General features: G+C 58.1%; 10 protein-coding genes and 1 pseudogene. 4 read left to right on the forward strand and 7 right to left on the reverse strand.

Annotated features, from left to right (window positions below; translation table 11 throughout):
• Nucleotides 1–18: 18 nt before the first annotated feature.
• Nucleotides 19–798, reverse strand: a complete 780-nt coding sequence (locus tag PMI35_RS28565; RefSeq protein WP_008055326.1) for a transporter substrate-binding domain-containing protein — start codon at nucleotides 796–798, stop codon at nucleotides 19–21.
• A 577-nt stretch (nucleotides 799–1,375) separates the two neighbouring features.
• Here PMI35_RS28565 and PMI35_RS28560 point away from each other — a divergent pair.
• The 3 genes from PMI35_RS28560 (at nucleotide 1,376) to PMI35_RS28550 (ending at nucleotide 4,841) form a co-directional block, all read left to right on the forward strand.
• Nucleotides 1,376–2,419, forward strand: a complete 1,044-nt coding sequence (locus tag PMI35_RS28560) for an ornithine cyclodeaminase (RefSeq protein ID WP_008055327.1) — start codon at nucleotides 1,376–1,378, stop codon at nucleotides 2,417–2,419.
• Nucleotides 2,420–2,667: 248 nt separating this feature from the next.
• A complete protein-coding gene (gene alr, locus PMI35_RS28555) occupies nucleotides 2,668–3,906 on the forward strand; it encodes an alanine racemase (protein WP_008055328.1) in 1,239 nt (412 codons plus the stop codon).
• A 113-nt stretch (nucleotides 3,907–4,019) separates the two neighbouring features.
• Entirely contained in the window at nucleotides 4,020–4,841 is an 822-nt protein-coding gene (locus PMI35_RS28550; protein WP_008055329.1) for a DeoR/GlpR family DNA-binding transcription regulator, read from the forward strand.
• 47 nt (nucleotides 4,842–4,888) lie between these two features.
• Here PMI35_RS28550 and otnI read toward each other — a convergent pair whose 3' ends face one another.
• The 5 genes from otnI to ltnD all read right to left on the reverse strand — a co-directional run bounded on the left by otnI (nucleotide 4,889) and on the right by ltnD (nucleotide 10,192).
• Nucleotides 4,889–5,677 carry a 2-oxo-tetronate isomerase gene (gene otnI, locus PMI35_RS28545; RefSeq protein WP_008055330.1) on the reverse strand — a complete coding sequence of 263 codons (789 nt, stop codon included), beginning with the start codon at nucleotides 5,675–5,677 and terminating at the stop codon, nucleotides 4,889–4,891.
• Nucleotides 5,678–5,698: 21 nt separating this feature from the next.
• A complete protein-coding gene (locus tag PMI35_RS28540; protein WP_008055331.1) occupies nucleotides 5,699–7,159 on the reverse strand; it encodes a GntP family transporter in 1,461 nt (486 codons plus the stop codon).
• Between the two features lie 189 nt (nucleotides 7,160–7,348).
• On the reverse strand, nucleotides 7,349–7,987 hold the full coding sequence (gene otnC, locus PMI35_RS28535) for a 3-oxo-tetronate 4-phosphate decarboxylase (protein WP_008055332.1): 639 nt from the start codon (nucleotides 7,985–7,987) through the stop codon (nucleotides 7,349–7,351).
• Nucleotides 7,984–9,276 (reverse strand): 3-oxo-tetronate kinase, encoded by a 1,293-nt coding sequence (gene otnK / locus PMI35_RS28530; RefSeq protein ID WP_008055333.1) that lies wholly within the window; start codon nucleotides 9,274–9,276, stop codon nucleotides 7,984–7,986. Before otnK ends, otnC begins: the two co-directional genes overlap by 4 nt.
• 10 nt (nucleotides 9,277–9,286) lie before the next feature.
• Complete coding sequence (gene ltnD, locus PMI35_RS28525) at nucleotides 9,287–10,192, reverse strand: L-threonate dehydrogenase (protein ID WP_008055334.1); 906 nt, start codon at nucleotides 10,190–10,192, stop codon at nucleotides 9,287–9,289.
• Nucleotides 10,193–10,496: 304 nt separating this feature from the next.
• On the opposite strand from ltnD, the pseudogene PMI35_RS33535 reads away from it, so the two are divergent.
• A pseudogene (locus PMI35_RS33535) lies at nucleotides 10,497–10,697 on the forward strand (AraC family transcriptional regulator); the annotation flags it as partial.
• Between the two features lie 277 nt (nucleotides 10,698–10,974).
• On the opposite strand, the gene PMI35_RS28520 reads toward PMI35_RS33535, so the two are convergent.
• On the reverse strand, nucleotides 10,975–12,513 hold the full coding sequence (locus tag PMI35_RS28520) for a DUF1254 domain-containing protein (RefSeq protein ID WP_008055339.1): 1,539 nt from the start codon (nucleotides 12,511–12,513) through the stop codon (nucleotides 10,975–10,977).
• Between the last annotated feature and the right edge of the window lie 117 nt (nucleotides 12,514–12,630).

Consider the following 12,630-nt stretch of genomic DNA (forward strand, 5'->3'; position numbering starts at 1 on the left):
GCGATCGGGGCACGAGGATCAGTTGTTGTAGAGGTCCAGATCACCGAAGTGCTTCTGCTGGATCTGCGCGTAGATGCCCTTGTCGTGCAGGGCCTTGATGGCGGCATTGAGCATGCCTTTGAGCTCTTCGTTGTCCTTGCGCACACCGATGGCGATTTCTGATGGCACCAACGGGTCACTGATACCTTCACTGTTTTGGAAGTTCTTCCCTTGGGGCGAGGTCAGGAAACTCATCTGCGCTTGCAACTTGTCCTGGATCGACGCATCGAGACGACCATAAACCAGGTCGGCATAGACCTGATCCTGATTCTGATAGGCCCGCAGTTTCACCCCGCCCGGCCCCAGTTTGGCCTTGGCGTAGGTTTCCTGAATCGTGCCCTGCATGTAACCGATGGTTTTGCCGCGCAGCGACTCGGCGGTAGGCAGCAGTCCGGAGTCTTTGCGGGTGACAATGGCGGTCGGTCCTGCATACAGGCGATCGGTAAAATCGATCTGTTTTTTGCGCGCGTCGGTAACGGTCATCGAAGATTCGATGGCATCGAACTTACCGGCCTTGAGCCCCGGAATCAGTCCATCGAAATCATTGCTGACCCACACGCAGGTCAGCTTCAGCTCGGCACATATTGCATTGCCCAGATCCACGCCGAAGCCCTGAACCCCGCCATCGGCCGTGGTGGATTCAAAGGGTGGGTAACTGGGGTTGACGCCAAATCGCAGCTCCTTCCATTCCTTGGCACTGACGCCCGTGGTGCAGCAAAGCAACGCGAGTGCCGGCAAAGTCAGCCATTTGATGTTCATCTTCTTGAGTCCCGGATTATTTGGATTTATCGCGATCCAGCGCTTGCGTCGGACCACACTTTTTTGATAGGGGCAGAGAGTCGATGCGGTGTTTACCGCAGCCGTTTTTGTTGTTGTTTTCAACTGGAAGCAGCCAGTCGTCGGAGTTGCATCCATCTCAAGCGGCGAACAACAAGTGCTTGAAACGGACCGTCAGAATGCCAATTGCCGGGAGAGTGCTGGTGTCGTAAGCCCATGTTCAAACAGCGTGCCTGTGCTGAACAAAGGACTTTCACAGCCGATTCTGTCGTCGGCTGTGAGTCACCGCTTCTTCACTCAGTGGAAGCTTCACAGGAAAGGTGGTTACCGTTAAGGCGTTTTTCATCTGCATAACGATGAGTAGTAAATCGCACCCGGCCGATTCCGCTGCGCGCGCTCTGTTTTCGACTGCTCTGGCTGTACCCAGGGTCAGCATTAGCCGAAATCTTCTCTCCATTAACTCGACAATAAGTCCGTTGCAAATAAATGGACCACCCCATCTCGAACGGAAAAAGGTAGTCCAGACCGGCACACTAAAAGACACGCAAAGGAACCCAATATGACCCGTTACATTGACGTGAATGATCTGAGCCACCTCGTACAGGAAAAAGGCTTGCCTCGCTGCCTGACCGAAATGGCCGAATACATCCGTCAGGACTACATACGCTGGCCAGATTTCGAAAAGTGTGCGCGCCTGGCGAACCACTCACCCGAGGGCGTCATCGAGTTGATGCCGGTGTCTGATGCAGCGCTCTACGCTTTCAAGTACGTGAATGGACATCCAAAGAACACGCAAAACGGCATGCTGACAGTGATGGCGTTTGGTGCGCTAGGAGACGTCGATACCGGCAAGCCTGTGTTACTGAGTGAAATGACGCTGACGACTGCCATTCGCACTGCCGCCACGTCTGCGCTGGCGGCCCGCTACCTCGCCCGACCGGACAGTCGCCGAATGGCGCTTATCGGCAACGGCTCGCAGAGCGAATTCCAGGCCCTGGCCTTCAACACATTGCTAGGCATTACTGAAATCCGTCTCTACGACATCGACCCTCGCGCTACGGCAAAGCTGGTCGCCAACCTGCGGGCCTACCCCGATATTCAGGTGACCATTGCCAGCACCGTCGCGGAAGCGGTACGCGGTGCCGATATCGTGACCACGGTCACGGCCGACAAGGCCTACGCAACCATTCTGACGCCTGAAATGATCGAACCCGGCATGCACCTCAACGCGGTGGGCGGTGACTGTCCCGGCAAGACCGAACTGCACCGTGACATCGTGGAACGTGCGCGGGTCATGGTTGAGTACGAACCGCAAAGCCGTATTGAAGGGGAAATACAGCAGATGCCCGTCGATTCACCGGTTATCGAGTTCTGGAAAGTCGTCACTGGTCAGACTCAAGGTCGCCAGCATGCCGAGGAAGTCACTTTGTTCGATTCGGTAGGCTTCGCCTTGGAGGACTACTCCGCCTTGCGCTATGTGCTGGATGTTGCAAGAGCACTGAACATTGGCAGTGATATCCAACTGGTGCCAGAGCTGCAAGATCCCAAGAACCTGTTCGCTCTGCTGCAGCCTTCAGCAACCGATGTAAGGCTTCGGGCCTGACTCAACTCGACTCTTCAACGTGCTCATCTGGCGACCCTGCGGCTGCCAGGTGGCCCGCTGAACAAACCCTCGGTCGTTTCAGTCTGTTTTACAGCGCCATCCGCTGCGCGAGACACCTGGTTCCACATAAACAAACTTAGCCTTTGCATAAGAATTCCATGGCTGTTCGCCGCATGCCCGATGGATCTGGCTGATGCCAAATCCACGGCCGCATGAAGCCTTTCCTCATCCACTATGGAAGACTCGATATGCCACGTTTCATGCTCAGCACGCTGACGCTCGCCCTGGCCTTGACGGCAATGATGCCGGTGGCCAACGCTGCTCCTTTACTCGATCCCGCACCTGAACATACTCGTGCCGACAGTCAATCGGGCCAGGCCAATACCTGGCTGGAGATTGATCAGGCTGCTTTCGAAGGAAACATCACCAAACTTCAGCAACGCCTGGCGGGCAAAAGCCAGATGTGTGCCGTTATGAAAGCCGACGCTTATGGAAATGGCATTGCTTTACTGATTCCTTCCGCGATCAGGATGGGGATCACCTGTATCGGCGTGGCAAGCAACGAGGAAGCACGTGTTGCTCGGGAAAAAGGCTTCAAGGGACGCCTGATGCGTTTACGTAGCGCTACCTTTGAAGAGGTCGAGAATGCGCTGGGCTACAACATCGAAGAATTGGTCGGCAACCTGGAGGTTGCACTTCAGCTCAATGAACTGGCCACCCGCAAGGGCCTGAAGCTGCCGGTTCACTTGGCGTTGAACTCGGCAGGCATGAGCCGAAACGGTCTGGAAATGAGCACGTCTGCGGGGCAACAACAGGCGGTGGATCTGACTCGGCTGGACCATCTGAATATCGTCGGAATCATGACCCACTTCCCGGTCGAAGAGCGCGAGGATGTCCTCCAGGGGCTGGCCAAATTCAAGGAGCAGTCCGGCTGGTTGATCGAGCATGCCAAACTGGACCGCAGTCGGATCACCCTGCACTGTGCCAACACCTTCACCACCCTTGAGGTACCGGAGGGTTGGCTAGACATGGTTCGCCCAGGTGCCGCGCTCTACGGCTACCCAGTGGGTGGACATAACGAATTTCAACGGGTGATGCAGTTCAAATCGCAGGTCGCGGCGGTCAATGCCTACCCGGCGGGCAGTACGATCAGCTACGACCGCACCTTTACCCTGAGCAAAGACTCGTTGGTCGCCAATATCCCGGCCGGCTATTCCGACGGCTATCGAAGAGCGTTCTCCAACAAAGCCTCAGTGCTGATCCACGGCCAACGCGCGCCGGTGATCGGCAAGGTCACCATGAACACCCTGATGGTTGATGTCAGTGGTATCAAGGGCGTGCGGGCGGGAGATGAGGTTGTACTGTACGGCAAACAAGGTGATGAAGAGATTACCCAGACGGAGCTTGAGACCATCAACGGCGCATTGTTGGCTGACTTGTATACGATCTGGGGCAATTCCAATCCGAAAGTCTTGAAGTCCAGGTAAGGTAGATAAAAGAAGGTGCGCAGGCACCTTCTTTTTTGTCTGATCCAGAAGCAGATTCGCTACTATGGTTGTCCGTCTTCATCGTTTGCGGATTTATTCATTCTGGAGCCCGAATGCCAAGTCAAAAGGACATCGCCACCGAAAGCGGCGCACCGATGATCCCTGAACAGCGCCGTGAATTGATGCTGCGACAGTTGCGAAAGCATCAGGTGCTCAGTGTTCATCAATTGATGGAAATGTTCGACTGTTCGCACATGACCATACGCCGCGACATCGCGTTGCTGGAGCAGGAAGGTCGTGCTTATTCGGTAACGGGTGGTGTGCGAATTGCCAGCCAGTTGCACAGTGAGCCCAGCCATCAGCTCAAGGCGGTGGTGGAGTTGCCGCAGAAGCAGGCAATGGCCAAACTCGCCGCCCGGCTACTGCATGCCGACATGACGATTTACCTGGACGCGGGAACCAGCACCCTGGAAATCGTCCCCTACATCAAGGCATTGTCGGGCATGACCGTGGTGACCAACGACTTCGGCGTCGTCCAGGCACTGATCGAAGCGCCCCATGTCACCGTAATTCATACCGGCGGGCAACTGGATCACTCCAATCAATCATGCGTGGGCGGTCTGGCAGTGGCCACCTTGCGTCAGGTCGTCACCGATATTGCGTTCATATCGACCAGCTCATGGGATTTGCGTCGCGGACTCACCACACCGTCGGCACTGAAGGTGGAGGTCAAGCAGGCCGCGATGCAATCGGCTTCGCAAGTGGTGCTGGTGGCCAGCAGTTCGAAATACGGCACCTTTAGTATGTACAAGATCGCCGGGCTCGAGCAGTTCGATATCATCCTCAGCGATGATGCCTTGACCCCTGCCGCGGCCGACGGCATTCGCAAGCAAGGTGTCGAACTTTTGCTACCGTCTGATAATCCCGTGGTCTGAAACGACGGGCTCCCGCATCCAGCAGAGCCCGCGAGCTACCTGCCCTGTTAAGCCTGACGCGCCTTCCAGTCACGCAACCATTGCAAGCCGGCAGACGTGTTGCCACGCGGCCGGTATTCACACCCTACCCAGCCGTCATAACCCAACTGGTCGATCAGCTCGAACAGGTAGGGATAATTGACTTCTCCCAAGTCCGGTTCATGCCGGTCCGGCACGCCAGCGATCTGGATATGCCCAATACCGTCGAAGTCCCGACGCAGTTTGGTGGCCAGGTCGCCTTCGACGATCTGGCAATGGTAGCAATCGAACTGAACCTTGAGGTTACTGGCGCCCACTTCCTTGCAGATTGCCTGGGCCTGGTCCTGCCGGTTGAGGAAAAAGCCCGGCATGTCCCGTGTATTGATCGGTTCGAGCAACACGGTGACACCTGCCTTGGCGGCCTGAGCCGTGGCATAGGCGAGGTTTTCCAGGTACACGCCGTGATGCCGTGGCCGGTCACTCTCGGATGGCAGCAGGCCGGCCATGACATGAACACGCGAATTACCCAGCACGCTGGCGTATTCCAGGGCGCGATCCAAACCGCTACGAAATTCACTCTCACACCCCGGCAACGACACCGTCCCCCGCTCGCCCGCCGCCCAATCACCGGGTGGCGCATTGAACAGAGCCTGTACCAGGCCGTTGTCGCTCAGGCGTTGCTTGAGCTCCTGAGCGCTGTAGTCGTAGGGGAACAGATACTCGACCGCTTCGAAACCATCGGCAGCCGCGGCGGCGAAACGATCCAGAAACTCATGTTCCGGGTAGAGCATGCTTAGATTGGCAGCAAAACGAGGCATGGTAGCTCCTGAAATAATGGGTTAGACAAAAGGCCAGATCAGCAGGGTAATACAGAAACCCAAAGTACCGAGCAACGTGGTCAATACCGTCCAGGTGCGCAGGCCATCGGCCACGTTCAGCCCGGACAATTTGGTGAAGATCCAGTAACCGGCGTCATTGATATGGGACATGGCCAACCCCCCACCGCCCATGGCCAGGCACAGCAGGGCCATGTGGTTCGGCGTCAGATTAAGGGTCACGATCAGCGGGCTGATGATACCGGCAGTGGTCACCAGTGCCACAGTGGTCGAGCCCTGCACCGCACGCAACAGCATGGTCAGCAGAAAACCCAGCGCCAGCACCGGCAGGCCGGTGGTGCGCAACATATCGGAGACCACGGCACCGATCCCGGTATCCACCAGTACCTTGCCGAACACGCCGCCGGCACCGGCGATCAGGATCACCATCGCCACGCCGGGCAAGGCCGAGCCGATCACATCCGACACCTGAGTGCGGCTCCAGCCCCGACGCGAACCTAGCAGCCAGGCACACAGCAAGGTGTCGATCAGCAATGCCACCAGCGGTGCACCGAGCACAGTCATGATTGCGCGCACAGTCGATTCGGCGGGCAGCAGCGAGGTGGACAGCGTCCCCAACAGAATCAGGATAATGGGTAGCAGGATCAAGCTGACGATCAGACCAAAACCCGGCGCGGGTGCCGGCGGCAGTTTGGACACGATGCTGCTGGTGGACTCTTCCAGACCCATGTGCGATACGGCTTCTGCCGCGCGCTCGGGGTTCGTGTCGCTGCCGTTGGTCCAGGCGGCCAGGTCTTCGTTGGTGACATGCGGGCCATAGACCTCAGCACGAATATCGTCGGTCATCGGGTACACCCGACGGGTCATGCGCCCGGCCACGCGGTAGCCTACGTAGCAAAGGAAGGCTGTGATGGGCAGGCCGAACATCAGCACACGGCCCAGGTCCGCGCCCAATTGGCTGGCAGCGGCCACGGCGCCCGGGTGCGGCGGCAGGAAGGCGTGTACGGTCAACAAGGCCGCGCACATCGGCAACGCGAACACCAAAAGCGGCTTGCGTGCGCGCCGGGCTATCCCATAAGCAAGCGGCATGAGGATGATCACGCCCACCTCGAAGAACACCGGCACCCCGACCATGAAGCCGGCAATCGTCAACGCCAGGGGCGTACGCCGATTGCCGAAACGGGTAATCAGGGTCTTGGCCAACGCCTCGGCACCGCCAGAGAGCTCGATGATCCGCCCGATCATCGCGCCCAGGGCAATGATGATCGCAATATGGCCTAAGGTTTTGCCCATACCACCTTCGATCGTAGCGACCAGATCAGCCGGCTTCACTCCGGCCACCAGCGCTACCAGAATGCTCACCAGCATCAAGGCCACGAAGGGCTGGAACTTGTACTTGAGCACCAGGAACAACAACAGAGCGATGCCCGCCCCAGCGGTAATCATCAGGATTAACGGGCTCATTTCAAAAGCCCCCCACGCCGGGTCAATGAAACGGTGCTGCCAATGGATCTGCACATGCCGCAGTGAAGGTGAGCCATGCTTGGATTTCCTGTTGTTATTGTTTTTTCAGGCAAGCCGCGTCCGTCGAGAGTCGCAGTGCGCCTCCCAGGCAGGGCTTGCAGTATCGTTTTGTTGTGTTAAGCCCGTGCGCTACCAGTGCGCGCCAAACGTTTCTCGCAGCTCATCCAGCGCCGCCTGGTCGAGCGGCTCTGGCTTCGGATTGCTCATCAGCCACAGTCGCGCGGTTTCCTCAAGTTCTTCCAAGGCGTAGCTGGCTTTGGATACCGAACTCTCCCAGACCACCGGACCGAGCCGCTCCAGCATCACGCCGCGAACGCTATTGGCCAGTTTTGCAACCTGTTCGGCTACCTTCGGCGAGCCGGGGCGCTGGTAGCCAATCAACGGGATATGCCCGACTTTCATGACCTGATACGGCGTCAGCGGCGGCAGAATGTCATTGGCCTGCCAAACGCCTGCCAGGGTCAATGCCACCAGATGGGTCGAGTGGGTATGCACCACGCCGCCGACAGTCGGGTTGCGGTCATAGACCTGGCGATGCAGTGCCAGGGTCTTTGAAGGCTTGTCCCCGGACACCCATTTGCCGGCCAGGTTGACCTTGGCGATGGTCGCCGGATCGAGGCGCCCGAGGCAGACGTCAGTCGGCGTGATCAACCAACCATCATCCAGCCGTGCGCTGATATTGCCCGCGCTGCCGACGGTGTATCCGCGCTGATAAAGGCTAAGGCCTGTCTCACAGATTTCTTCGCGCAAGGCGTTTTCGTTAATCATTGAACACCTCCGGCGAGTTGGTTCAGGGCTTTAGTGAAGAAGTCCCGGCCACCGAAGTTGCCCGACTTGAGTGCCAGCGCCAAAGGCTCGTCAGTGCTGCTGACCGTCGCCGGAACACCCGGATCGATCTGCGCGCCGATCTGCAGAAGCTGCACGCCCAGCGCTTGAACCACGGCGCCTGATGTTTCTCCGCCGGCGATCACAAAGCGACGCACGCCGCTCTGACGCAGACCCTCTGCGATTTGGCCAAAGGCGTTTTCCACCAGGCTGCCGGCTTGAACCACACCCAGTTGCCGCTGCACCGACTTGACCTCTTCCGGCGAGCTGGTGGCATAGATCAATACAGTTTGTTCGTTCTCGCGAGCGAAGGTCAGGGCTTGTGCTACCACCGGCTCACCGGCAGCCAGGGCCAACGGATCGATGCGCAAGGCCGGACGACCGGCTTCGAGCCAGGCCGCCACTTGTCCATTGGTGGCAATCGACGCACTGCCGGCCAACACCACTTCCCCGCCGGACACCGCCGGGAGTTTCGAGGCATCGAGGTCACGCAGCTTGCCGGCCCGACGGAAGTTCTCCGGCAGGCCCAGGGCCAGCCCCGAACCACCTGTCAGTAACGGCAAATCGGCGCAGGCGCTACCAAGGGTGTACAGATCGCGGTCCGACAAGGCATCGGCGATGGCCATGCCCACACCTTGAGCCCTCAGTTCGGCGATGCGAGCCTTCACCTGCTCAGCGCCTTGGGCAATGGTGTCGTAGCGCAGCAGACCGACACTCAGGCCGGTTTGCGATTGCAGGACCCGAACCAGATTGGCGTCGGTCATCGGCGTCAGCGGGTGATGTTGCATGCCCGATTCACTGAGCAACTGATCCTGCACAAACAGGTGGCCGCGGAAGATCGTCCGGCCATTTTCCGGGAACGCTGGGCACGCCAGGGTAAAATCACTGCCCAGTGCAGCCAGTAGCGCTTCGCTGACCTGGCCGATATTGCCGGCGGCGGTCGAGTCGAATGTCGAGCAATATTTGAAAAAGATCTGCTCGCAACCTTGTTCGCGCAGCCAGGTTAGCGCAGCGAGGGACTGTCCGACTGCTTCGGCGACCGGTGTGGTACGGGATTTCAGGGCAATGACGATCGCATCGGCATCAAGCCCAGCGGCAACTTCCGCGCTCGGGATACCGATGCTTTGCACGGTGCGCATACCGCCGCGTACCAGCATGTTGGCCAGATCCGTGGCACCGGTGAAATCGTCGGCGATGCAGCCCAGCAGCGGGCGTGCGGTGGTTGTAGTCATGGGGTGTTCCTCAAACGGGCTCTGGCTTAGCAGTCGGCAATTCGATGCCCGGGAAAATCTTGATCACCGCTGAGTCGTCCTCACGGCCGAATCCGGCACTGGATGCCTGCATGAACATTTGGTGTGCGGTAGCTGACAGCGGCAGCGGGAATTTGCTGGCACGGGCGGTATCCAGCACCAGGCCCAGGTCCTTGACAAAAATGTCGACTGCGGACAACGGCGTGTAGTCGGCCTTGAGAATGTGCGGCACGCGATTTTCGAACATCCAGGAATTGCCGGCGCTGTGGGTGATCACTTCATATAGGGCATCGGCATCAACCCCTTCACGCAGGCCCAACGCCATGGCTTCGGCAGAAGCGGCAATATGCACCCCGGCCAGCAGTTGGTTGATGATTTTGACCTTCGAACCCAGGCCGTGGGCGTCACCCAGGCGATACACCTTGCCGGCCATGCCCGCCAGTATCGATTCGACCTTGGCATAGGCGTCGGCCGGGCCCGAGGTCATCATGGTCATTTCGCCGGCGGCAGCCTTGGCGGCACCACCGGAAATCGGAGCATCCAGATACAGCAGGCCCAGCGCAGCCAGCCGCTGGCCAAGATCCACGGCATAAGTCGGAGCGACCGTGGCGCAACCGATCACCAGACTACCCGGGCGCAGTGCAGCCACGGCACCACCCTCACCGAACAGCACCGTTTCGGTTTGCTCGGCATTCACCACTACGGTAATGATCACCTCGCACTGCGCAGCCATGTTCGAAGGTGACGGACAAGCCACACCGCCCTCCCCAGCGAACTGCTCTGTTACGGCAGCACGCACATCACAGGCATGCACATTGAAACCGCTGCGCAACAACGAGCGGGCAATGCCCAGCCCCATTGCGCCCAGACCGACTACACCGACATTCTTGTTATTCATGGGGTACTCCAGAGGAAAGCAGCGACTGCTTCAACACCTGCAAGGCGCAGACGTTGGCCGCGTTGTAGATGCAGCAGATCATCCACCAATGAACGGATTATGTGAAGTATTTTTTCTTCATAACATTTTTTAACATCGCTTTCATTGTGCAGAGTGACGTGATGCTGCCTTCTTGCGGGAGATAACGCCGACGCCGGCGAATTGAGGGTTTCAACGAGGTCGTGATCTTCATCACCAACACGCCTCACGCTGGTATTTGATGGTGTGAAACAGTACGGAAATCAAAGGCGCAGGCGGTATCAGCGCGTTGCCTGCGCCGGATGAAATGATCGATGCGTGGCTGCGCATGATGCGACTCATGGATCGCCCTCATGAGGCTGCGATCCTTGCGCCGATGATTGAGCGCGAGATTCTGTTCCACGCATTGCAGGGATCGCAGGGAGACATTCTTCGCGATGTTGTGCAACCGGATGGCCGGATGACACAGATTCGCCGTGTCACCCAATAGATTCGTGATTACTACCCGAGCCTTTTCCGTGTGGAACCGCTATATCGGCCCTGCTGCTTTGGGCTAAAGTGCTCGTTGAATGACAGAAAACTCATCAATTATCTGGCTAAGCTGCTAGTAATAGTCGAACGTGATCGTCCGCTCTGTGTCGCCTGCTATCCCTCGCGACAGGCAACAATCGGCCAAAAGCTGCCGGTCACGGTCTCTGCTTAAGGCCTCCCTCGTTGGGATCTCATCCGAATTATGTTTACCTCCCGGCATCGGCAGGCCAACGTCACTTCACCTTCTCGATGTCACCGGGCTTCCAGCTCTTATCGATAGCGGGTTCCTTAGGGCCGTAGAGTCGGATGATCGCGAAATAACCTTTGCCGGGCACAGTGGCGAGCCAGTTGGCTTTCTTACCTTCGGGTACTTTTGGTCCGAGGTAGAGGTCGGTGCTGCGGTCGGCGTTCTGCACCGGTTTGTCACGCGAACCGAGGGAGGGGAACGGCTGGCCGTTGTCGAGACCGGAAGCATTTGCGGCATCGTAAAGCGTCACCGACCAGAACAAGTCGGCAGGAATGTTGGCCGGCAGGTTCAGGCGATAGTTGGTGTCACCCGACAAGGGCGTGCCCCCGCTGTCGGTGAAACTGATCATATATTTGGCACCCTTGCCTGGGGTTTGGGACATCATTCCCGGGCTTATCGAGTAGTAATTGGTGAACATCCAGATTCGAGCATCAAGGGCCAGATACGGATAGGCTCCGGCGACATTTTCCCAACTATCATTCTTCGATCCGCCCGGATTCGCGGGAGTACCGTCGGCGAAAGGATTAAGCCACTGGCGGTCTGGATAAACTCTAAACGAGAGACCACTCACCTTGTCTGAAAAGCCAATGACACGGCTCATTTCATAGCCGGTCTTGGCGGACCGATCGAGGATCTCGCGTGTTCGCGCATCAGGATTGAACGGTTGCCCCTTGACTATGCCGATCGCCGCCAGCATACCGAGCCAATCGGGACCGGCGAGGTTGGCGCCTTCACTGTCCACAAGCAGCTTGAGCTGATCGAAGGCATTGCCGTCGCTGCTCGGCAGCATGTTGACCGGGACGCCGGAGGCATCGGGGTATGTCATCGGTTTCGCCTCGGCCGCGCCGTTCAGTGGATATATCTTTGTCTGTTCAAGATGCGTAACCGTCGGCGTTAGATTCTTCGGGTCTTTATAGAACCCGCGTAGAAAGACAAAGACATTATTTGTGGCAGAGCGGTACACGTAATAGCCCTCCGGCACTTCGCCCTTGTAGCCGGGTGGCAAGAGGAGAAACTTGCCGCCCTTTCCCTCATCCGGTCCAAACAGACCAACGTCACCGAAGAACTTGCCACCATCGACCGGAATGGGACGCTGCCAGACATCCAGCAGGATGCCTTGCAACTCAGGCGGCGCTTCCATCACCATCGGTCCATCCCTTCCCAAGTCGATGTAGCTCATCGCGTAAAGGACATCGGAATTGGGGGTCGTCACCAGGGTCTTGGCATCGAGTCTGCGCTTCCAGATCGGCAAGACGTTGTAGCCGGCGCCGAATGTCTTTTCCGAGCCCACCTGCATGCCAAGGGTGTTGATCAAAGGCAGCGCCCAGAGATACGTCTGCGTCGCCCGTTGAAAAAGCAATTCGTCGCGTAGTATCTGCGCGGCCTCCTGCGTGGGTCGGCCTTGCGTGAACGGCAGGTCGGCGAGTTTATTGAAGCTGGTTTCCTGAGCGAAGGCTTGCGTTGCCAATTCGCTCATTACTAACGCGCCCACGAGCGCAGCGGCGATCAAGTTCTTTAGATTCATGGTTGCATCCTCTGCCGTTCGATCACTTCACCGTCGCGATGGCCGGTGGCTGCCACGTGCCGTCGAGTATGGCTTTGTCAGCCCAATAGGCACGAATGTAGAGCGAGAATGGGCCGC

It is taken from the genome of Pseudomonas sp. GM78 (assembly GCF_000282475.1).
In the GTDB taxonomy this organism is placed as follows: Bacteria; Pseudomonadota; Gammaproteobacteria; order Pseudomonadales; family Pseudomonadaceae; genus Aquipseudomonas.